Genomic DNA, 22,252 nt, shown 5'->3' on the forward strand with positions numbered 1-22,252 from the left:
ACCATCCACACCGGCTCGATCCACTCGGAGCGCTTCATCTTCATCAGCAGGTCGGTGCCGATGTTACCGGGGCCGATGATTACCGCTTTCAGTTTCTTGGCCATGCTGTACTCACCCGTTAAATAATGCTGATCACTGTGTCTTGTGCCTTTTCTGCGTACAGGCGCTTCACGTCCTCACTGCGCGTCTCCAGCAGCCGACGCTGGTTCAGGTTGCCCTTGTCGGTCACCTCGCCCAGCTCCAGCGACGGCGGCGTTTCCAGGATCAATGCCCTGCATACGCGTTGCGCTGAGCCCTGGGCCTGCCTTGCCATCACCACCAGTTCGTTTTCGAGCGCGTTACGCACGGCGGCACTCGCCATCAACTCACTGCCGCTCAGTTCGCCCTTGGCATCGCCGGCCAGCTTGCGCATACCGGGACCCGGCACCAGCATCAGCCCCAGATACTCCCGGTCATGCCCGGTCACCACGGCATCGGTGACCAGATCGCCGAGGTATTTGTGCACATTGGCGCGGATACCGGCGACGCAGACCCAGGTACCGGTGTTGAGTTTGAAGTCCTCGGAAACACGGCCGTTGAACAGGATCCCCCTGGAGGGGTCCTCGGCATCGACCAGACGCCCGGCATCGCCGATGCGATAGAACCCCTGCTCGTCGAATGCCGCTGCTGTGGTGTCCGGATCGTGCAGATACTCGCTGAAAACGTTCGGCCCCTTGATGCGCATCTCCAGCTTGGAGCCGTTGGGCACGAAGCGGATCTGCACACCCGGAAACGGCACGCCGATATTGCCCGCCCTCTCCAGCCGCCAGTGCACGTTGGTGTTGGCCGGCGCGGTCTCGGTCGCGCCCCAGGAGGTGGTGAAGAACACATCGTTACCGGTCTCGGCGCACATCTGCTTGAGTTCGTCCCATATGGGAGCAGGCAGCGCGGCGGCGGCGTAGAACAGCATGTCCAGATTGCCGAAGAACTCCCGCTTCAGCTCCTCGTCCTCGCGCAGGTAGCCCAGCAGCACCTCGAACCCCTTGGGCACGTTGAAATAGAGGTTGGGCTTGATCTCCCTCAGGTTGCGGATGCTTTGATCCATCAACCCCGGCACCGGCTTGCCGTTGTCGATATACAGGGTACCGCCGTTACGCAGCACCAGGTTGAAGTTGTGATTGCTGCCGAAGGTGTGGCTCCAGGGCAGCCAGTCCAGCACCCGCGGTGCTTCGCGCTCGATGAAAGGATAGTACTGCGCGATCATCTGCTGGTTGGCGCACATCATGCGCTGGGTGTTGACGACGATCTTCGGCACTCCGGTGGAGCCGGAGGTGAGCATGTACTTGGCATGCGTATCCGGCGTCAGTGCCGCAAAAAGCCGTTCCACCTCGGGACCCGCCGGCGTGTCGAGCAACTGCCGGATCGGCAGCACACCGTCGCACTCCAGATGGTTGCGCGAGGCGATAAACGTATCCACACCCTCGCAAGCCGCGAACGCCTCGGCAAACTGCAGCGCATCGTCGGCATAGACGGCGCAGGGATTGAGCCGCTCGATGATGGAACGCAGGCGCTCATGGGTTTTCGCCACCAGCGAGTAGGCCACCGACACCGAGGTCACCGGAATGCCGATATGCATCGCCGCCACCATCATCAGCGCGTGATCGACGGAGTTGCCGGACAGGATCACCAGCGGCCTTTTTTTGTCGGATTCGGGGTCCAGCAGCCCGAGATTGATCATCCCCTGGGCGATGCGATGAACCGAATTGCGGAACTCCCGGTAACCCAGGGCTCTCCAGCCTTCACCTACGCGCTCACCGATAAAGATCTGATCGCCGCGCTCCTCGGCCCACTTCTCCAGCCAGTCGCCGACACAGCGCTCATAGGGCTGTAACGGGGTTTGCGATTCGAGTACAAAGGAGCCATCCGGCTGATAGGTCGCTGTCGTGCGGGTAGCCGGCAGCGAAGCGAAGATATTTTCACCCATAATAAATACCCTTATTTTTATATTGGGCACCTCGGCAAACCTACTGCGCGACTCGTGAGCTGCGTTGCACGGTTTTTCGAGGTGCCTGTGGGTCTATCAGCGCGCGGTCAGCACCAGGCGCTCGAGTCCAGCGAAGTCGAACGCGATCTCGCACCCCGGCGTGATCGGCACCATCGGCGCCATCGCCCCGGACAGCACGATCTGACCCCGCTTGATCGGCACTTCCAGCTCGTTCAGCTTTTTCACCAGCCAGTGGGTCGCCAACAGTGGATTACCCAGGCACGCCTCGCCTCTACCCTTCACCACGCCCTGGGGGGCCGAGATGCTCAGTTCCAGGGCACCGAAATCAACGCCGCGCGGACTGAAGGTCTTGGCGCCGACCAGATAGCGCGCCGAGGAGGCGTTATCGGCGATGGTGTCGACGATGCCGATCTTCCAATCGCGTACCACCGAGTCGACGATCTCGATCACCGGGAAGAAGAGGTCGATCTCCGCCTGCAGCTCCATGAAGGTCAGATCGGCGCGGTCGATATCGTTTTTGAATACGAAGCCGATCTCGCCCTCCGCCTTGGGCGCAATCAGGCGGCTGCAGTCGAGCGTTTCGCCCTGGTTCAGCTCCATATCGGCGAACAGCACACCGTAGTCGGGCTGGCCGACGCCGAGTTGCTCCTGCACCGCCTTGGAGGTGAGGCCGATCTTGTAGCCGACCACGCGCCCACCGTCGGCGATACGCCGGGCGTTGACCCGCTGCTGGATCGCGTAGGCGTCGTCCATATCGAACTGTGGATACGCCGCCGAGATGGGGTCGATGGCACAGGCGTCGGCTCTTGCGTTAATTATCCGTTGCGCGACAGCATCGAACTGTTCGCTAAAGGAGGCGTGAGACATTACAGATACCTCTCCGACAGCTGGTTGATCCGCTGCAGTGCCGTGCAGAACTCAGCGTGCATCTCATCCACTATCGCCAGGCACTCCTGTACCTGTTTGATGGTGCCGACCCCTTGACCTGCGGACCAGACATCCTTCCACGCCTTGTTGGCGGTGGAGATATCGCCGGAGAAGTCGATCGTCTTGCCCTCGCCGCTCGCCTCCGGCGAGATGCCGCACCTGTCCAGGCTGGCTTTCATCCAGTTGGCGGCGACGCCGCTGACCGCCTTGGTCTCGATGACATCGTCCAGGCCGGAACTGACCAGCATCGCCTTGTACTCTTCACTGGCGAAGCTCTCCCTGGCGGAGATGAAGCGGGTGCCGGAGACGACGAAATCGGCACCGGCCGCGAGCATGCCGGCAATATCGGCACCACGGGAGATACAGCCGGCGATCCCGAGCGGGCCATCCCAGAACTCACGCACCTCGGCGATAAACGCCAGCGGGTTGTAGCGGCCGGTATGGCCGCCTGCGCCCTGAGTCACCAGGATCAAGCCATCGACACCGGCGGCGATCGACTTCTTCGCCATCCCCGGCGTGATCACGTCGGCGAACACCTGGCCGCCGTAGCCCTTGACCACATCCATCACCCGCGCCGGCGAACCCAGCGCCGTGGACACGATGGAGGGCTGATACTTGCGCACCAACTCGATCTCACGATCGAAGCGGTCGTAGGTGGAGTGCACGATCATGTTGAACAGCCAGGGCAGCCCGTCATCACTGAGCTCGGCATGGACCTGGCCCATCCACTGATCCAGCGTTTCCACGGTGCGGGCGTTGGCTGCAGGCAGGCTGCCGACCACTCCGGCGCGGGCACTGGCGATCACCAGATCAGGCGAAGAGACCAGGAACATCGGTGCCACCAGCAGCGGCAGACGCGTGGTTTCGAAGAGGTTCACTATTCTTATGCTCCTTTCTAATTTTTATCGGGCGACTTTTTATCGAGCAGCCATTTATCTGGCGACCCAGCCACCATCGCTGTGGATCACACAGCCAGTGGTCATCGGCGACTGCTCGTTCGAAGCCAGCACAACATAGAACGCAGTATGATCTTCCGGCGCCGCAATGCGTTTGAGCGGTACCGCATTGGCGGCGTTTTCACTGAAGCCGTTGATATGATTGAGCGGTTGCGCACGGTCGGTCAGCCCCTCCACCGATTTCATCTCGGTATCGGTCGCTCCCGGTGAGACGCCGTTCACCCGAACCTCCGGCGCCATCTCGTAAGCCAGCTGTTTGATCATGCCGACCACCGCATGCTTGGAGGTGACATAGAGAATACCGCCACCGCCGGGATAGAAGCCGGAGTTGGAGACGGTCAGAACGACCGCCCCCCGGTTCCGCTTAAGCTCCTCCATCGCCGCCCGCACCCCGTTCAGATAACCGAGCAGGTTGACGTGAAACAGCCTATCGAAGCTCGCCTCGAGCTTTTCCGGCGCGATCTTGCATAGCGGTACGAAGTAATCGAACAGCGCCGCGTTGCCGACGAAAATATCGAGCTTGCCGAAAGCGGCGACCGTATCGGCCACCGCCCGGGCATTATCCTCGTAGCAGGTCACATCGCCATGCACGATGATCAGCTGATCCGGATAATCCCGCTTCAGCGCCTGCAGCTTAGGCTCGTTGATATCGAGCACCGCCACCCTGGCGCCTTCGCGGATATAGCGCTCCACCACCGCACGACCGATCCCTTCGGCACCGCCGGACACCAGAGCGACTTTAGACTCGAGTGTTTTCATACCCACTCACAGGAAAGTGTTGATGTTCTTGCAGGTCAGGGTCGCGTTGGGGATCAGGATCAAGCGTTGCTTGATCTTGAAACTCCCCCCCTCCTGCACCAGCAAATCCCTGCGACGGCCATGGATCACATACTGCTCGTCAAGGCCGCGACTGCGCACGCTCTGGAACACCGAGTGCACGACGTACTCGCCATCCGTTTCGCCATAGTACACCTCTATATTGGAGACTTGGTGCACATTGCGCGTGGCCGGGTTCTCGGCCCAGGCGGAGGGCTGCTTGAAGCGGGCGACACGACGCCCCAGATCACGCAGACCGTCATCGAAGTAAGCCATGTGGTCGGCGGCGTAGAAGCCGTGCTCGAGCAGGTTCTCGCGACGACGGTTCTCGATGCCGGGCATCCAGTAGTGGATATCCTCATGCATCAGCGCCAGCCAGTCGTCAAAGCGCTCCTCGTCCAGCAGACGGTACTCGTAGGCCAGAAAACAGCTGATCTTGTGGTGCTGCTCGAAGGAGACCGGGTACTGCTGCCCATTCTGTTTTTCGATCTGTGCGCTCATTACTCGGCCTCCTGCTTGCCAAAGTTGCGATTGGGCAGTTCCGACCAGCGCTTCGTGCTCAGGTGATCGAACCACTGCTGGTAGTAGGCACGGGCGTTGGCCTCGTTCAGTTGCCCCTTGAACACGTTACCCGGCAGTGAGGTCTCTTCCGCGCGACTGTTCATGCCCAGCCCGATGTAGAGATCCTGCGCCGCAGTCACCCGCCCCTTGGCGGTCTTGGTGCAGTACTCCCAGTTTTCGCCATCGTCCATCTCGAACACGCCGGTGGGCGAGAAGGTCATCATCGCGCCCTTGCGCCACTTCTCCTTGATCTCCTGCGGCGCGCTCTTGTTGACCACCACCCAGGTGAACAGCTCGATCTTGTTCGGCCCGCGTGGCTGCCAGACCCGCACGGTGTTCTGCCCGGCCAGGAAGGAGAAATTGGGGAAGAGGGTGCAGGAGGAGACGGCACCGATCATGTTGGCGCGGAACTCGCCCAGGCGTTCGGCCACCGACGGTTTGATGGTGTGCAGATACTTGTTCAGCGCACTCTCGCCCAGCACCGCCACGTTGCCGACGGTATCCAGCGCAAACTCGTAGCCGTGGCCGTTCCAGTTCACCGAGTAGGACTCCTCGAAATCGCTGACCTTGGCCACCGAACCGCCGAGCATGGCACGGGCCGCGGAATCGTGGGTCCAGCCGGCATGCAGGATATCGCCGACGAAGTTCTCCGCCGCGATCTTCCAGTTGCAGTCATAGGTGGAGCGGATACAGCCGCCGACAAACTCGGTGCCGCCCTCCTGGTTGTCGAACAGCGCATCCAAGTACCAGGTCATCGGCCCCAGGTACTCCTGCAATGTCGGCGCTTCCGGGTCGAAGGTGGCGAACACCAGCCCCTTCCAGGACTCGACCTGGGCTACCTCTTTCAACCCCCACTTGGCCTTGTCGAAATCGCTGGCCTCATAGATGCCGGATTCGTGCTGACCGACCAGATTACCGGCGACGTTGAACGACCAGCCGTGGTAGTTGCAGATAAAGCCACGGGTGCTGCCGGACTCGGCGAAGCAGACCTTGTTGCCACGGTGCGGGCAGGCGTTCAGGAACACCTTGATACCGCCATCCTTCTGACGAATGACGATCACCTCGTCCTCGCCCATGGTGGTGGTGACGTAGTCGCCGGTATTGGGGATCTGTGACTCGTGCGCCACGAACAGCCAGCAGCGGGCGAAGATCTTCTCCAACTCCTGTTCGTAGATCTTCTGGTCATAGAAGATCCTCCCCGAGATACGGCCATCCTCGATATCGCAGACCTCCTTCAGGTTCTCCAGGCTGTCCGTCACATCGATCGTTTTTATTATGTTGCTCATCAGTCGTTACCTTTAGCCTTTTGCGATCAATGCAGGTGCGGCTACTTCGACGAGGGCGTAGATCGCATCGCCCTCTATTGCGACTGGATAGGTGCGCAGATCGATCTCGCAGGGAAACCCCTGCGCCCTACCCGTTGGAATATGGAACTGCCCCCAGTGCACCGGACAGACGATCATCTCGTCCTCGATGTCACCTTCGGCCAGAGAGGCGGTGGCGTGGGTGCATAGATCGGCGGTGGCGTAGTAGTTGCCTCCCAGGTTGTACACCGCGATATCGCCGTGCTCGCTGTTGTCGATTCTCTTGACCTGGTTTTCCGCCAGATCCGAGGTTTTGCACAGGTATACCTTTTCCATCACCGCCTCACACTTCACGCTGTTTTCAGCTCAATTAGACTCGTAATTCAATCAGACCCAGCCCTGTGACCCAGGCCGGTACCGGCTGGTACTCGACCAGTTCACCGCGAGCCGCGCCGGACGCCGCCATGGCGCAGATAAAGTTACGGATCTCCATCGCGCCGTTGCCACCCCGCGCCAGGATCTCGTCGTCGCCCAGCGCAACCAGAGCATCGATATTCATCGTGCAACACAGATCGATGATGTAACGATCGAACTCCTCGTTGACCTGACCGGACTCCTTGGTACCGACCCAGTGACTGATGCCGCCGCTGCCGATAAAGGCCACCTTGTCATCGCCCTCGAACGCCAGCACCGCAGCGCGGATCTGCTCGCCCAGTTCACGGGCACGATGAGTGGTGATAAAGGGATCCACCGCACTGGCCAGATAGACCGGTACCGCCTTGATCTCACGCCCGCTCAGTTCTGCGGCACGCTGCACGATCAGTTGGTAGGGGATGGAGAAGGCATGGTCGGTGGTAAAGGAGCGTGCCACCGCCCAGTCGAAACCGAACTCGGCGCCATGCTCGGCGATCGCCGTGGCCAGCGCCTCGTTGTTGGCAATCTGCTCCCTCTTCAGCCCCGGCAACTGATCCAGCGGCCCCTCGACATGCCCGGTGGCGATGCAGTACTTGGGTAGGCAGGTGGTACCGAACAGCATGTAGTGGTCGTTGCCGACGATCACTGCCGTGGTCGCGCCACTCGCGGCGAGACGCTCGGCGCAGTTCTCGAACGCACCCCATACCCTTTCCGCCTGATCGGCGGGCGCCGCATCGCGCGCCACGAACATCACCGGATCGTGCGGCACCAGAAAACCGCCGACTATCTCTGCCATCTTCACTTACCCCTTGATTGAGCCTGAGAACCCGGATTCGGAACCGAGCTTCCTGTTATAGGTGGACATCTGACGCTCGGGGGACATCTCGATCCAGTACCCCATGGTCAACAGCGGACTGACGCCCGCCTCCTGCAGCCCCTTGACGTCAAACTCCAGGATCATGCGGACATCCTCGGCACCCAGCGGAAAGCGGCTCAGGAACTGCGTCGGGTTCTCCTTGAATTTCACCTTCGAGAACCGGTCCACCGACAGATTCCACAACACCCTTTCAAGCACATCTCGTTTCATTGAAATCACCCGTCTCTCAATCACCCAGCAAGAAAGCCGGTTACGATGTTCAGGAACTTCTGCTTCTGTTCGGTCTGCACCCAGTGGCCGCACTTGCCGAACACGTACAGATCGCTGTTGGGGATGTTCTCCGACAGGATGCGGCCGCACTGCACCGGCACCACGCCATCTTCCCGTCCGTGCAGCACCAGCGTCTGCGCGCGAATGTTCTGCACCGCTTTCTCCGGGAACGCCTTGACCAGCGTCTCGCCCTCTTCCGCCGGTTTCGGGATCAGCTTGCGCAGTGCATCCTGAGCACCGGCGCGGGCACTGGCCTCGTAGCGCGACTGCACCAACTCGTCGGTGATCAGGCTCTTGTCGTAGGGGAACAGCTCCATCAGCGCACGCATATTCTCGACCGAGGGCTCATAGCGCCAGGCACCGGCCAGACCTGCGGTCTGCACAAAGGTGCCGGCCGGGGTACCGAGCAGCACCAGCTTATCGAGACGCTCGGGGTTGAACAGCGCCAGGCCGATACCGACCGCACCGCCGAAGGAGTTACCGACCAGCGATGCGCGATCGAGTCCCAACGCATCCATGAACTCGACCAGATGGTTGACCCAGAACTTGATGTCGTAGGTGGTGCCCTCCTTGAACTCGGTAAACCCGAACCCGGCGATATCCGGCACGATGACATGAAAGCGTTCGGCCAGTTGATCCATCACCCCGCTCCAGTTGGTCCAGCCGGATACGCCAGGACCCGAACCGTGCAGCAGCAACAGGGGGGCACCCTGGCCGCATTCGAAGTAAGCGGTGTTATGACCGGCTGCCTGTACGTACTTACGATCTGCTTCGTGCATTGCAAAACCCCATTAACATACACAACTGTATTGCGAATATAATCACACAATTGATATACGTCAACAGAGAATGTCAAAAAACAACCAGCGCCAAAAAACATCGCAAGGGACAATACACAGACAGAAATATTATTTTTTAATATTAATATTCAATAACTTAACAAATATAACGACATGATAAATCGACATGGCATGATGGAGGTAGAAGAAATTTTTTCGCTGCTTTATGCTTGCACCTCAGTTGGCAGAACTGAACCCACACAACTAGATACATATATGTAGCTTTAAGAAATAGATAGACGACAGGACTCCGACTCGCCGGAAATCCCCCAATTGAGGTTGAGTGAATACTGCAATTCGTTAGCAGGCTTGGCAGAATCGTCTGAGCACGACTCACCTAAGCAACCGAACAGGGATCAACGCCTATGTCTGAGCAACTCGGAATCCTGGGTACGGGCCATCTGGCCACCTACGTTGTCACCGGCCTGCGCAACGCCGGCGATAACCGGCCGATACTGCTGGCGCCGCGCAACCGGGAGCGCGCACTACATTTGCAACAGGAACAGGCATGCGAGATTGCCAAGGACAACCAGCAGGTAGTCGATCAGTGTCCTCTCCTGCTGCTGGCGGTAAGGCCCGCCCAGGTCGACGCGCTGCTGCAGGAGCTCAGCTTCAAGCCCGGTCAGCTGATCATCTCCTGTGTCGCCGGCGTACCTCTGCAGAAGCTGCAAGATGCTGTCGCGCCGGCACAGGTGGTACGCACCATGCCGCTGGCCTGCGCCGAGGTCGGTTCGGGTGCCGTGCCCCTCTATCCGGATCACCCGAAAGCGCATAAGCTGCTGGAGCGACTGGGCAAACTCCTCCCATTCGACAGCGAGGAGCAGTTCGAACTCGCGGCAACCGCCGCCTGCATGAACGGTTGGGTCTACGCGTTTCTCGATGAAGTGAGCGGATGGTTCGCCAAGCAGGGGCTGACCGACGCCCAGGCTCGTGAACTGGTCACCCATTCGGTGCTCGGCGCTGCCGATCTGGCGGCCGCCAAGCCGGCGCTATCGCTGAGAGCAATCTGCGACTCCATCGCCACCGACGGCACCTTTACCCGACTGGGGCTGAATACTTTGGAGAAACAGAAGGCATTTCAGCCCTGGCAGGAGGCTTGTCAGCAGGTCAAGGATGCGCTGGAGAAGTAGCTAACCGCGAAGCGCCACGCTTCGGTGTATAAACTAACGCCTGATGGGCTCACTGCTTAAAGGTTTCCAGCAGCACACTTTGCAGCGCCTCAGCCGCAACAGACAGCCCATGTCGCGTCCGGGTCAGTATCCCGACCTGGCGCGAGATGGTGGGCTCCACCAGTCGCGAGCAGTGAGCCCCCAGCTCCTCCATCTGCTGCCGGCAGAGGGCGGGAACCGCACCGACCCCGAGACCGGTGGCGACCATGCGGCCTACCGTAGCCAGTTGGTGCGCATCGAAGGCGACACGAAGCGACATCCCCCGTTGCGCCAGTTGTGTCTCGATCAGTTGACGCACCGTCGACGGACGCTGGAGTGTAATGAAATCGTAGCTGAGCAGTTGCGTCCAGCTGATCTCGGGCGCTCCAGCATCGGGATGGTCGGCAGGCAGTACCGCGATAAATTCATCGTTGAACAGCGGCTGAAACTGCAGATCCTCATTCGCGCCGGGATCAAAGCTGATACCGATCTCGATCCGCCCTTCACGCACCATATCCACCACCCGCTCCGCGATCACGTCGTGTACCTCAACACGAATATTGGGGTACTGGGCGCGGTAGGCGAGCAGCGCGCTGGGCAGCAGGCTGCCCGCGAATGACGGCATCGCCGCCAACGCCACCTTGCCGCGTTGCAGTGAAAAACGCAGCTGCAGCTCCTCCTCCGCGTTGTCCCAATCCGCCAGCAAACGCTGTCCGATCTCGTACAGGGCTTGCCCCTCCGGGGTCAGCGCCACGGTGCGCGTGGTCCGGGTCAGCAAGGGGCCACCGAGTGACTCCTCCAGCTTCTTGATTGCCAGGCTCAGCGCCGGTTGCGACAGAAACACCTGCTGTCCCGCTTCGGCGAAACTCTTGGTACGGGCCACCGCCAGAAAGGCGCGAAGCTGCTTGACCGTCATATTTATTTTCCAAATCAATACGAACAAAAAACAAATTTAATAAATATAAAGAGATACGGCAAACTCATCCGCCAGTCACAAAGAGTTTCACCTCGCTGATAACGCTAACTAAAAGCAGGAGTGTTGTATGGCCGGATTCGACAAGGTCGTAGGCAGTTACGAAGAAGCTATGGCAGGACTGGACAACGGCATGACCGTTATCGCCGGAGGATTCGGCTTGTGCGGCATCCCGGAGAACCTGATCGCCCAGATCAAACGGATGCGGGTCCGCGACCTGACCATCGTCTCCAACAACTGTGGCATCGACGGCTTCGGCCTCGGCATTCTGCTTGAGGACAAGCAGATCCGCAAAATGATCTCCTCCTATGTCGGTGAGAACGCTCTGTTCGAGAGGCAACTGCTTGAGGGCGAGATTGAAGTCGAGCTGACCCCGCAGGGCACCCTGGCCGAGAAGATGCGCGCCGGCGGCGCCGGTATCCCCGCCTTTTACACCGCCACCGGCTACGGCACCCCGGTTGCCGAAGGCAAAGAGGTGCGCGAGTTCAACGGTCGTCCGCACATCCTGGAACAGTCGATCCGTGGCGACTTCGCCATCGTGAAGGGCTGGAAAGCCGACCGCTACGGCAACGTGGTCTACCGCCACACCGCACAGAACTTCAACCCGATGGCCGCCACCGCTGGCAAGATCACCGTGGTCGAGGTCGAGGAGATCGTCGAACCTGGCGAGCTGGATCCGACCCAGATCCACACCCCCGGCATCTATGTCGATCGCCTGATACAGGGCACGTTCGAGAAGCGTATCGAGCAGCGCACCGTTCGCAGCGCCTGAGCCCAACGACCTTTGAACCCTAACGCCGGACGGCGGAACGATGCTGGAGAGCACCATGGCCCTTTCTCGTGAACAGATTGCAAAGCGCGTGGCGCGCGAACTGAAAGACGGTTACTACGTCAACCTGGGGATCGGTATCCCCACGCTGGTAGCGAACTACGTCCCGGAGGGGATGGAGGTGATGCTGCAGTCGGAAAACGGTCTGCTCGGCATGGGCCCCTTCCCTACCGAAGCGGAACTGGATGCCGACATGATCAACGCCGGTAAGCAGACGGTAACCACCCTGCCCGGCGCGTCGATCTTCTCCTCGGCGGAGTCCTTCGCCATGATCCGTGGCGGCCATGTGGACCTGACCGTACTCGGCGCCTTCGAGGTCGACGTTCAGGGCAATATCGCCTCCTGGATGATCCCGGGAAAACTGGTCAAGGGGATGGGCGGCGCCATGGACCTGGTCGCGGGCGCCGACAACATCATCGTCACCATGACCCACGCCTCGAAGAGTGGCGAGTCCAAGCTGCTGGAAAAATGCACCCTGCCGCTGACCGGTGCCGGTTGCATCAAGAAGGTGCTGACCGACCTGGCCTGGCTGGAGATTGAGAACGGCGCCTTCGTGCTGAAAGAGCGCGCCCCCGGAGTCTCCGTTGAGGAGATCGTAGCCAAGACTGCCGGCCGTCTGGTGGTACCCGATCACGTCCCCGAGATGACCTTCTGAGCGTTTAATACCTAGCTTTGCACCTCCGTTGTTGTAGCCCTGCTCAAACCCAATCCGTTCTCCTGCGGATTGGGTATTTTTTTATCTGAACACGGCGCATCAAGAGGCCGCTACGACTGTGCATAGCGCCGCCCAATCTCCTGGGCCGCGGCCTGCAGCGCTCGGCTCCGGCGTTAGCGGATACCCCGATGTGCCTCACTTCAGGCCTGTTCGTTGGAGTACTTTCCTAACCCAAGCCGGTTGAACTCCCTACCAACTATTTTGATTCAAGCATATAGGGCGCCAGCCGTTTTCTATCATCCTGACTGACAGGAATCGGCCGTCGCGTTTCCATATCCAGCGCAGCGATAGTGGTGCTGGCTTTCACGCAGCACCGCTCGTTCTGCCAGATCTCCTGAGCAAAGCAGATCGAGCTATTGCCGATCCGCTCCACCGCGGTCTTGACCGTCACCTGAGCACCCCACAGCAGCTCCTGGTGATAATTCACATTCAGGTTCACCACCATCCACGGCTGGGTGATACCCAGGTGCTCCCGGCACAGGGAGCCGCGCCCTTCGCTCAACCAAACGGGTACGACAGTGTTGCTGATATGCCCTCGCATATCCGTTTCACTGAAGCGAGGTTTGATAAGGGTCTCGAAATAATCGGACATTTGACGATCCTTTTACGAAAGTGGTCTGAGCACGTCCCCCATATTCGGTGGCCGGGTTCTCTCATGTGGAATCGGCAGATTGGCCTTACCATCTGTACCATACTGGTGTACTGTATTTCAGCTATTATTATCAGAAATAAGGACAGCTGGCGCTATAATCGGCCTCTGACGTGGCATCCGGCTCACCCATCCAAGCCCCACCGAGCCAGAGAGCTAAGCGGACAACTGAATCGGCTAATAACACCAAGACACAGCTGTAAGGTATCTATATGAAGTATCCCCTTCCTCCGCTCAATCCGCTCAGGACCTTTGAGGCTGCAGCGCGGCTGTGCAGTCTGACAGCTGCAGCCGAGGAGCTGAACGTGTCCCAGGTTGCGGTCAGCCGTCAGGTCAAGGTGTTGGAGGAGTATCTGGGCGTCACCCTTTTCCGTCGACTGCATCGTGGGATCGAGCTGACTCGCGAGGGCAAGGAGCTCTATCAGGGCGTTACCCACGCATTTCAGGATATCAGCTATGCCGCACGCCAGGTGTCACGCAGAGGACGACGCGACATTCTATCGATCCAGTCCTACACAACCTTCTCCCAGCGCTGGCTAATCCCTCGCCTGGCGCAATTCAACGACGAGAATGAAAGGATAGAGGTTCGTCTTACCTCCTCCTTGCAACCGGCAGACTTCGAGACGCAAAACATCGATGCCGCGATCCGTTCGGGACGTGGTGACTGGCCCGAATTGCATTCGGAGAAACTGGTCGATATCGAATTGATCCCGATCTGTTCCCCCGCCCTGATGGAATCCGCCAATCTCAAAACACCCCGGGACCTGTCACGTGTTCGGCTGCTGCACTCCACCGCACGCCCGCATGACTGGGAGACCTGGATGAAGGAGGCCGGCCTTGATCTGAACCCCACCGCCGGTATTCGCTTCGATACCTCTGCACTCTCCTACGAGGCCGCGTCCATGGGCATCGGCGTCGCCATGGCCGTCAAGGTCTTTGTCGACTCTCAAATTCAGAACGGCAGTTTCATTGCGCCTTTTCCCACCCCCTGCAAGACCGGCGAGGGTTACTACCTTACCTGGCCCCGAAACGTGACCCCCTCCGATACCCTGCTGAAGTTCCTCGCCTGGATGAAAAAGCTGCTGGAGCAAAACAATAACGCAGCCTGACAGCGTTTTGCCCAAACACATCGTGCCTCAAACCCTTACAAATACTCAGTACCACCCGCCCTCGCTTTTTGGGACGCTTAATTCAGGGGATTCGCCCCATATCGAAACACCAAACTGATTAGTTAGGGAGGCCGTCTAACGATGGTACGCACAATAAAAAAAAGCGCCCGCACCTACTTGAGCGCCGCTGCATTCGCTTTGACATCAATGGTTGCCACCATGCAAACCGCTGTCGCTGAAAGCGATTGGCCTACGGGTCCCGTGACGATGATCATGCACACCAAAGCCGGCGGTTCATCTGACGTGTTTATCCGCACCCTGGCAAAATCTCTTGAGCCCCAGATCGGCCAGAAGGTGGTCGTCATTAACGCTCCGGGTGGTGGTGGCGCAAGCCAGATGAGCAAGATTCGCCCCGCCAAGCCGGACGGTCTGACTCTGGGTATCAACACCCTGACCCACTTCACCGGCATGCTGACCAACCTCAAGGGTACCTTCAGCCAGGACGACTTCTCCTGGATCGCGTCCACCCAGGAAGACGCCATCCTGCTGTTCGTACGCACTGATTCCGATATCAACAATCTGGACGATCTCGTTGCCAAAGCGAAAGCTACCGGTGGCCAGATCAATATCGGCGGCTTCGGACCTATCGGCTCGATGCAGAACATCGGCATCTCCATGCTTGAGGAAGCGGCGGGTGTGAAGTTCAACTGGGTCGGTTTTAACGCCACGCCGGACATTACCGCTGCACTGCTTGGCGGACACGTCGATGTAGGCGTTTCCAACCTGGGCGCCGTCACCTCCTTCTTCGAAGCCGGCCGCCTGAAGGGGCTCGGTGTCCTCGGCGAGGAGCGTCTGTCCGGTCTGCCGGATCTGCCGACCTTCACCGAACAGGGCTACGATGTCGACAACAGCTGGATTCAGGTTCGTGGCATATTCGGCCCCGCCGGCATCCCGATGGAAACTCAGCAGAAGATCGCCGATGCCTTCCACAAGGCGATGCGGACCGATGACTACCAGCAGTACGCTCGTAACGCCGGTGTCATGGACTCATGGATGGGCCCGGAACAGTACTCCAAGTTCGTCGACAGCGTGACCAAGGTAGCTGAAAAGCAGTTGAAGGCCGCCGGCGTCATCGAGTAAGCGACACCACGACAGGCTCTCGGGGGACAACCGCCCCCGGAGCCTCGTTGATGCAGTATCGAACTTTCATCACCGCATACCAGGTGAGACATCATGTCCAAAGCATTCGACAAGATCCGTATCGTGGATACCACCCATGTTCTGGCAGGTCCGTTTGCGAGTTACCAACTTGCCGTACTGGGCGCCGAGGTTATCAAGGTCGAATCCCCCTCCGACCCGGACCAGGCGCGCTACCAAGGCTCCGATCGCGCCATGAACGACCAGGGCATGGGCACTGCCTTCATGTCCCAGGCCGCGAACAAGAAAACACTGGCGCTGGACCTGAAAACCGAAGCCGGCCGAGAAGCGATGAAGCGCCTGATCCAGACCGCGGATGTGTTCGTGGAGAACTATCGACCGGGCGCCTTCGAAGCGCTGGGGCTGGGCTACGACGAGATGTCGAAGCTCAATCCGAGTCTGATCTACTGCTCCATCTCCGCCTTCGGCTCCACCGGTCCACGCCGCGAACTCACCGGTTACGACAACGTCGTCCAGGCCTTTTCCGGCATGATGGCGATGACCGGCCACGGTGACGGCAAGCCACTGAAGAGCGGCGCGCCCGTGGTCGATTACGCGACCGGCACCACTGCGGCCTTTGCCATCTCTGCCGCACTTTTCCAGCGCGAGCGCGAAGGCGGCAAGGGACAGTTCATCGATGTATCGATGCTGGACGTCGCACTGATTCTGAGCAGCTCGCACCTCACCAGCTACATGTGGAACGGCAAACACCCGGAGCAAAAGGGCAACACCTTCCCCTTCGCCACCATCGGTTGCTACCACGCTTCCGACGCGCCGCTGATGATCGCCGCATCGAACCTGCAGCAGCAGAAGCGCCTATGGACCGCACTCGGTCGCGAGGAGATGATCAAGACCGACAACAACCAGCGCCTGGATGCCCACGCGGAAGAACAGGAGGTGCTGAATAAAATCATCGGTACCATGTCCGCAGACTACTGGGAGCGCTTCCTGCAAAAGCGCCGCATTCCCGCCGCTCGCATCCGCCGCATGGAGGAAACCCTGGCCGATCCTCAGATCGACAGCCGAGATGTTGTGCAGACACTGAACTGCCCCGGCAATCCCGTCGACGGGCTCAAGGTTCCCGTTGCTGCCTTCCGCATGTCGGATAGTCACTCTGAACTTAATCTCCCGCCGCAACCGGTAGGCGCTCAAAGTGCAGATATACTGAAAGAGCTGGGATACTCGGCCGAGGAGATCGAAACGATGCGTACTCTGGGCGCCACCAACTAAAACGGCGCCCACCCCACTTTCCTCGCCGAGAACACCTCATGAACACAACCGATACGATGAGCAATCCGCTACTCGCCTTGGCAGACGTCGCCGCCCAATGGCACCACCGCCCTCTGGATAACGACACCGGATGGGCGACGCGCCGTGCCATCCTGGACTGGTTCGCCACCACCCTGCCCGGCTGTGCGCTCGCCCCGGCAACACTACTCGCCGACGCCTTCGGCAGCAGCCGGGGAGACGGACAGGCGTTCTGCTATGTCGACGGCAGCAGGGGTTCGGCCCGATACGCCGCACTGATCAATGCCACCGCCAGCCATACCGTCGAGTTTGACGATATCTTCAAGGATGGCGGTTACCATCCGGGCAGCCCGACCATCGCCGCCGCCCTCGCCGTTGCCCAGGAGCGGGGAGCAAGCCTCGACGCCCTGCACCGCGCAATCATCGGCGGCTACGAGGTTGGCTGTCGCGTGTCGCTGGCGATACAACCAAGCCACTACACCTACTGGCACACCACGGCAACGGTCGGCACCATCGGTGCCGCTGTCTCCACTGCCATGCTCTGTGGCGCAGATGCCAGGGGTATCGCCCACGCCATCGCGCTGGCGACCAGCTTTGCCGGCGGTCACCAGCAGAACCTGCAGGGTGAAGGGATGGCCAAGGCGATGCATCCCGGACATGCTGCCGACGCCGGCATACTGGCCGGAATGGCGGCAGCCAAGGGGGTCACCGGATCGCTCGACAGCCTGCATGCCGCCAAAGGCTATGCGGCAGCCACCAGCGACTCATCGGGTAACTGGACCTCCGCCCTCGACGGGATAGGTCAGTGGACACCGATTACGCGCATGACGGTCAAGCACCACGGCTGTTGCGGTCATATCTTCCCGGCACTGGACGGATTGCAAAGCCTTCAGGAAACAGAGGGGTTCAAGGTGGAGGATATCGCCTCTATCCATATCTCGGGCTACAGCGCCACCTACAACATGTGCAACCGTCCCGAACCGAAGACGGCACAGGAAGCCCGCTTCAGCATTCAGTACTGTGTCGCCGCTCAGTTTATCCTGGGCGGTGTACGCCTGGCCACGTTCGAGCGCGATGCACTCGAGCGCCAGGATATTCGCGCACTCATGCCCAAGATCAGCGTCAGCGAAGATGCCGAACTGGCTGCCGAATACCCGAAGAAACGGATGGCCAGAATCCAGCTGACGCTGAACGACGGGCGTTCGCTGCATCACTTCCAGAAGACCCGCAAGGGCGATCCGGAAAACCCGCTTAGCGACGACGAGTTGATTTCGAAGTACTACGAACTAGGGCGCTCCGTTGTCGAGGAGAGTGCGCTGGATCGACTGCGCGAGCAGATCCTGTACAGCCAGGAACTTCCCGGCGTGGTCAAGCTGCGCTGATCCCTCCTCAAGCCCAGACCGCATGCGTCAAGCGGTCCGGTCGCCTTTGAGCATCGCGTCCCACAGCTCGTTCGCCTCCAGACTGAGCGGCCGGTCGCGTCGACGGATCAGATAGATCGGCATCCAGCTCTCCGATGGGAAGTTCTCCACCTGCAGTTGGATCAGCGTCCCCTGCTCCAACTCCGACGCCACCATGTGGATAGGTACACGCGACCAGCCCATCCCCATCATCAGCAGCGTCTTTTTCATCTGATAGTCGCTGACGTACCACACCCGCCCGCCGGGAATCACATTCACATGCTGGAACGGTGCCCGTGACCCGGTATCGGTGGTCAGGATCTGTGGAGATCCGCGCAGTACCGACTGCGGAATCTCCCCCTCCGACCGGGACGGCAGGTACTCTTTCGTTGCCACCGTCACCATCTGCAGCTGTGAAATTTCCACCGATTCGTAACGCTCATCCAGACCGGTATGGGGACCGATGGCGAAATCGGCCGTATCCAGCTCGAGCTGTTCCAGCACGCCGGAAAGATGCTCGGTGAAAATATTGAGTCGCAACCTGGGGCGCTCTGCAAAGAACGAGCGGATCACCTCCAGCCTGGGAGGCTCCGAACACATGGCACTGAGCGAGATCGACAGCGTTTCGGACAGGTTATCGGCCAGCCGGTGACCCAGCTCCTCCAGCGCCTCGGTCTCCTTGAGCAGGCGTGCAGCCTGTTGATAAAACTGCTTGCCCTCCGCGGTGACCAGCGGGCGGTACTGGCTGCGATCCAACAGCTGCAACTTAAACTCATCCTCCAGTGCACGCACCGCGGCACTGATGCTGGACTGCGTCTTGTACAACTCATTGGCGGCGGCGCGAAAGCTGCCGCAGTTCACCACCGCAACGAAGGCACGTAACTGTTCGTGAGTCATACCCGATCCTGATCGTTATTTCCGATCATCATAGCATGAATATGTCATTATCTTTCGTTGTTCTCTCGCTTTAACATGGCGCTATCGCTAAAGGAGAGACGATCTTGAGTCCCGAGATACTGTGCTTGATCATCGCCGGCCTGATCACCGGCTTTTCGAAACTGTCCGTTGGCGGCATGGGTCTGCTGATACTGCCGGTGATGATGCTGTATTTCCCCGGCCCGGTCGTACTCGGCATCACCATTCCGCTCTACGTGTTGACCGATATCATCGCCGCCGCCCACTACCGCAAACATATCCAGTGGTCGGTGCTGTCCAGGCTGATGCCGCTGACACTGGTCGGCGTGCTGGGCGGCTCCTGGCTGCTCTCCCAGCTGCCGCCGGACGGGTTCAAACTGCTGCTTGGTGTGATGATCGTCGCCATGATCCTGCTCGGTGTATGGCTGGAGCGCTGCGACACCCGGTTCATGCGCCATCCGCTCAGCGGCCACGTCGCCGGCACCACGGTCGGCTTTGTCAGCATGACCTCCAACTCGGCCGGCCCACTGGTGAGCCTGTTTATGCTCGAGCAAAACCTGTCCAAGGAGGCCTATGTCTCGACACGGGCCTGGGCGTTTCTGATGCTGAACCTGATCAAGCTGCCTTTTTTCTTCACTCTTGGTCTGCTCAATATGGAGACCCTGCAGCTAACCCTGTGGACGCTTCCCGGGCTGGCCATCGGTGCCCTGCTCGGCATCAGATTGCTGAGCAAGCTGGAGTTCAAACATATCAAATGGCTGGTACGAGGCATGGCAACCCTGGCCGCGATACGGCTGCTGTCGGCAGGCTAAGCGGATAAAAAAGGCCCTCGGTCGAAACCGGGGGCCCAAGACGCCAAGGACGGACGGTGAAAAATCAACCCTCTTCGTGATACACCTTGCGCCGCTTGGTCCAGTTATGCACCGAACGCAGCGCCGGCAAACCGAAAGAGAGGATGGCGATACTGATCAACACAAGCGACAGCGGGCTGGTGAAGAAGATATCGAACTCGCCATTGGAGATCAGCAGTGCACGGCGGAAGTTGGTCTCCAGCATCTCGCCCAGTACCAGCGCCAGGATAATCGGCGCCAGCGGGATATCGAGCTTACGCAGCACATATCCCAGCACACCAAAGGCCAGCGTGATAAACACCGGGAACATGGAGTTCTCGGATGCGTAGGAACCGATCAGGCTGATGGCTGCCACGATTGCCGCCACTATGGGACGCGGGATATCGGATACCTTGGCCCAGTAGCGCGCACCGGCCAAACCGATAAAGATCATTACCGGTACACTGATCCACAGCGCCGCGAAAATGGTGTACGGCACCTCCGGTGACAGGGTAAACAGCAGCGGCCCCGGCTGGATGCCGTGAATCATCAATGCACCGATCATGATCGCCGTGGTCGGCGAACCGGGTATCCCCAGGGCCAGCAACGGCGACAACGCACCGGACACCGCCGCGTTGTTGGCGGTTTCGGAGGCGGATATCCCCTCGATACACCCCTTGCCGAACTGATCGGGGGTCTTGGACAGCTTCTTCGCAATACCGTAGGAGACGAAGGAGGCGATTGACGCACCGGCGCCCGGGATAACACCGATCACATAGCCAAGCACCGAGCTTCTCAGCAGCGTGCCTTTGATCGACGCGAAGGTTTTCAGAGGCACGGCCAGGATACCGGTCATCGGCACGCTCCTGGTTTTGGCCGAGGGCCCCTCTTCGATCATGAAGATCACCTCGGACAGGGCGTACAGCCCCAACAGCACCGGCACCAGCGGCACACCCTCGAAAAATTCCGGGTTATAGGCAAATCGAGGCACACCGGTCTGCGCATCAAGACCGATGGTGGCCAGCGCCAACCCTATCCCCATGGCGATACCGCCCTTCAGTGGCGAACCGGTGGAAAAGCTCGACACCAGGCTAAGACCCACCAGCGCCAGACCGAAGTACGCGGCCGGACCGAAACTCAGCGCGAACTCGGACAAGGGCACGGCAGTCAGGAACAGCAGGAAGGTACTGACGAAGATCCCCATACCGGAGGAGACGATCGATACGTTGAGTGCCACACCGGCTTGCCCCTTCTGGGTCAACGGATAGCCATCCCATGAGGTGGCGACCGCCGCGGCGGTACCCGGCGAGTTGAGCAGAATGGCCGAGATGGCACCACCATACTCGGCCGCAGCATAGAGCGCGATCAGAGTCACAATGGAGACCAGCGGATCCATGCTATAAGTGAAGGGAATCAACAGCGCAACACCCAAACTTGGCCCCAGACCCGGTATGGCACCGATCAAATAGCCAAGCAGAGCACCCACAACCAGTCCCACCGGGACCATGGGATCGGCAAAGGCCGAGAACCCGAGTAATAGACTATCCAACATCATTCAACCTCAGGAAAAGTAAACGCCGAGCATAAGCACGAAGACGCTGTAGATACCGCCGGACAGCGCCACCGGAATCGCCACCAGATAGCCGATTCTGCGTTCGCCGCCGGCCAACATGATCAACAGGGATAGCGCCGCTATACCAACCAGAGGCCCCATATGTTCCAGCAACAGAACGCCGCCGATCAGCGCGGCGATGCCGCAGGCAACGCTGAGCGGCCGATGCAGCGTAACGTGCTTATGCTCCTTTCCGGATACCAGATGAATGACACCCAGCAGGGTCAGAAACAGAGAAGCTGCCAAGGTAGCCAGCCCGACAATCATCGGAAAATCGCCGGCGCCAACGGCACGGGGATTGAAAGGATCGGGCAGGAGTTCGGCTTCGTAGACATAGAAACCGGCAATCGCAACCAGCACCATGCCGCTGACCAGCTCCAACCACGCCATCGGAACACGCACCAGGTGCGCTTTTCGAGACTGATACTCCTCCACGATCGCGGAGTTTACAGTGGGGTTATTCATTGCTGTCTCCCAGTTCAGCCGAACTGATTCGGCTTTCACTTAACCGAAACCAAACAGACACTTGGTCCCGGTGGGTTGTTATTATTTAAGGCGAACCGCCCTGGGATCGTCTCAGCAACTCCTCTTATTTATAGCCCATTGCCGAAAATTAATGTTCAGCCCCGGGATAACCAAGTGAGTGTGAGTACATGAGAGTTACTATGACGGAAGAGAG

The 22,252-nt window shown here is 59.5% G+C and carries 23 protein-coding genes; 8 read left to right on the plus strand and 15 right to left on the minus strand.

What is annotated here, in order from left to right:
• Positions 1–118: 118 nt before the first annotated feature.
• The 10 genes from KQ940_RS11280 to KQ940_RS11325 all read right to left on the minus strand — a co-directional run bounded on the left by KQ940_RS11280 (position 119) and on the right by KQ940_RS11325 (position 8,888).
• On the minus strand, positions 119–1,963 hold the full coding sequence (locus KQ940_RS11280; protein ID WP_217413729.1) for a feruloyl-CoA synthase: 1,845 nt from the start codon (positions 1,961–1,963) through the stop codon (positions 119–121).
• Between the two features lie 96 nt (positions 1,964–2,059).
• Positions 2,060–2,851, minus strand: a complete 792-nt coding sequence (locus tag KQ940_RS11285) for a 2-keto-4-pentenoate hydratase (protein WP_217413730.1) — start codon at positions 2,849–2,851, stop codon at positions 2,060–2,062.
• Positions 2,851–3,789: an NAD(P)H-dependent flavin oxidoreductase gene (locus KQ940_RS11290; RefSeq protein ID WP_217413731.1), complete on the minus strand. Its 939-nt coding sequence runs from the start codon at positions 3,787–3,789 to the stop codon at positions 2,851–2,853. Before KQ940_RS11290 ends, KQ940_RS11285 begins: the two co-directional genes overlap by 1 nt.
• 54 nt (positions 3,790–3,843) lie before the next feature.
• Complete coding sequence (gene hcaB, locus KQ940_RS11295) at positions 3,844–4,626, minus strand: 3-(cis-5,6-dihydroxycyclohexa-1,3-dien-1-yl)propanoate dehydrogenase (RefSeq protein ID WP_217413732.1); 783 nt, start codon at positions 4,624–4,626, stop codon at positions 3,844–3,846.
• A 6-nt stretch (positions 4,627–4,632) separates the two neighbouring features.
• A complete protein-coding gene (locus tag KQ940_RS11300; protein ID WP_217413733.1) occupies positions 4,633–5,184 on the minus strand; it encodes a 3-phenylpropionate/cinnamic acid dioxygenase subunit beta in 552 nt (183 codons plus the stop codon).
• On the minus strand, positions 5,184–6,530 hold the full coding sequence (locus tag KQ940_RS11305; protein WP_217413734.1) for an aromatic ring-hydroxylating oxygenase subunit alpha: 1,347 nt from the start codon (positions 6,528–6,530) through the stop codon (positions 5,184–5,186). Before KQ940_RS11305 ends, KQ940_RS11300 begins: the two co-directional genes overlap by 1 nt.
• Positions 6,531–6,542: 12 nt before the next feature.
• Positions 6,543–6,884: a non-heme iron oxygenase ferredoxin subunit gene (locus tag KQ940_RS11310; RefSeq protein ID WP_217413735.1), complete on the minus strand. Its 342-nt coding sequence runs from the start codon at positions 6,882–6,884 to the stop codon at positions 6,543–6,545.
• A 34-nt stretch (positions 6,885–6,918) separates the two neighbouring features.
• Positions 6,919–7,758 (minus strand): DODA-type extradiol aromatic ring-opening family dioxygenase, encoded by an 840-nt coding sequence (locus KQ940_RS11315; protein WP_217413736.1) that lies wholly within the window; start codon positions 7,756–7,758, stop codon positions 6,919–6,921.
• A 6-nt stretch (positions 7,759–7,764) separates the two neighbouring features.
• Entirely contained in the window at positions 7,765–8,049 is a 285-nt protein-coding gene (locus KQ940_RS11320; RefSeq protein ID WP_217413737.1) for a hypothetical protein, read from the minus strand.
• Between the two features lie 20 nt (positions 8,050–8,069).
• Positions 8,070–8,888 carry an alpha/beta fold hydrolase gene (locus KQ940_RS11325; protein ID WP_217413738.1) on the minus strand — a complete coding sequence of 273 codons (819 nt, stop codon included), beginning with the start codon at positions 8,886–8,888 and terminating at the stop codon, positions 8,070–8,072.
• Positions 8,889–9,313: 425 nt separating this feature from the next.
• Between KQ940_RS11325 and KQ940_RS11330 the strand changes: the two genes are divergently transcribed.
• Entirely contained in the window at positions 9,314–10,078 is a 765-nt protein-coding gene (locus tag KQ940_RS11330) for an NAD(P)-binding domain-containing protein (protein ID WP_217413739.1), read from the plus strand.
• A gap of 49 nt (positions 10,079–10,127) precedes the next feature.
• On the opposite strand, the gene KQ940_RS11335 is transcribed toward KQ940_RS11330, so the two are convergent.
• Positions 10,128–11,012, minus strand: coding sequence for a LysR family transcriptional regulator (locus KQ940_RS11335; RefSeq protein ID WP_217413740.1), 885 nt, complete (start codon positions 11,010–11,012; stop codon positions 10,128–10,130).
• Positions 11,013–11,139: 127 nt separating this feature from the next.
• Between KQ940_RS11335 and KQ940_RS11340 the strand changes: the two genes are divergently transcribed.
• Entirely contained in the window at positions 11,140–11,841 is a 702-nt protein-coding gene (locus tag KQ940_RS11340; protein ID WP_217413741.1) for a CoA transferase subunit A, read from the plus strand.
• Positions 11,842–11,896: 55 nt separating this feature from the next.
• Positions 11,897–12,553, plus strand: coding sequence for a CoA transferase subunit B (locus tag KQ940_RS11345; RefSeq protein WP_217413852.1), 657 nt, complete (start codon positions 11,897–11,899; stop codon positions 12,551–12,553).
• 256 nt (positions 12,554–12,809) lie between these two features.
• Here the strand turns inward: KQ940_RS11345 and KQ940_RS11350 are convergent, their stop codons facing one another.
• Complete coding sequence (locus KQ940_RS11350) at positions 12,810–13,205, minus strand: acyl-CoA thioesterase (protein WP_217413742.1); 396 nt, start codon at positions 13,203–13,205, stop codon at positions 12,810–12,812.
• A gap of 269 nt (positions 13,206–13,474) precedes the next feature.
• Here KQ940_RS11350 and gcvA point away from each other — a divergent pair, with 269 nt between their 5' ends.
• The 4 genes from gcvA to KQ940_RS11370 all read left to right on the plus strand — a co-directional run bounded on the left by gcvA (position 13,475) and on the right by KQ940_RS11370 (position 18,198).
• Positions 13,475–14,371: a transcriptional regulator GcvA gene (gcvA, locus tag KQ940_RS11355; protein WP_217413743.1), complete on the plus strand. Its 897-nt coding sequence runs from the start codon at positions 13,475–13,477 to the stop codon at positions 14,369–14,371.
• Positions 14,372–14,644: 273 nt separating this feature from the next.
• Positions 14,645–15,511: a tripartite tricarboxylate transporter substrate binding protein gene (locus KQ940_RS11360; RefSeq protein ID WP_246589996.1), complete on the plus strand. Its 867-nt coding sequence runs from the start codon at positions 14,645–14,647 to the stop codon at positions 15,509–15,511.
• Between the two features lie 93 nt (positions 15,512–15,604).
• The gene (locus KQ940_RS11365) at positions 15,605–16,798 is read left to right on the plus strand and encodes a CaiB/BaiF CoA transferase family protein (protein ID WP_217413745.1); all 1,194 of its coding nucleotides are present in this window, start codon (positions 15,605–15,607) and stop codon (positions 16,796–16,798) included.
• Positions 16,799–16,836: 38 nt separating this feature from the next.
• On the plus strand, positions 16,837–18,198 hold the full coding sequence (locus tag KQ940_RS11370; protein ID WP_217413746.1) for an MmgE/PrpD family protein: 1,362 nt from the start codon (positions 16,837–16,839) through the stop codon (positions 18,196–18,198).
• Positions 18,199–18,225: 27 nt separating this feature from the next.
• Here the strand turns inward: KQ940_RS11370 and KQ940_RS11375 are convergent, their stop codons facing one another.
• Positions 18,226–19,113: a LysR family transcriptional regulator gene (locus KQ940_RS11375; RefSeq protein ID WP_217413747.1), complete on the minus strand. Its 888-nt coding sequence runs from the start codon at positions 19,111–19,113 to the stop codon at positions 18,226–18,228.
• Positions 19,114–19,217: 104 nt separating this feature from the next.
• Between KQ940_RS11375 and KQ940_RS11380 the strand changes: the two genes are divergently transcribed.
• A complete protein-coding gene (locus KQ940_RS11380) occupies positions 19,218–19,943 on the plus strand; it encodes a sulfite exporter TauE/SafE family protein (protein WP_217413748.1) in 726 nt (241 codons plus the stop codon).
• A gap of 64 nt (positions 19,944–20,007) precedes the next feature.
• Here KQ940_RS11380 and KQ940_RS11385 read toward each other — a convergent pair whose 3' ends face one another.
• Positions 20,008–21,513, minus strand: a complete 1,506-nt coding sequence (locus tag KQ940_RS11385) for a tripartite tricarboxylate transporter permease (RefSeq protein ID WP_217413749.1) — start codon at positions 21,511–21,513, stop codon at positions 20,008–20,010.
• 9 nt (positions 21,514–21,522) lie between these two features.
• A complete protein-coding gene (locus KQ940_RS11390; protein WP_217413750.1) occupies positions 21,523–22,038 on the minus strand; it encodes a tripartite tricarboxylate transporter TctB family protein in 516 nt (171 codons plus the stop codon).
• Between the last annotated feature and the right edge of the window lie 214 nt (positions 22,039–22,252).

It is taken from the genome of Marinobacterium ramblicola (assembly GCF_019084545.1).
Lineage (GTDB): Bacteria > Pseudomonadota > Gammaproteobacteria > Pseudomonadales > Balneatricaceae > Marinobacterium_D > Marinobacterium_D ramblicola.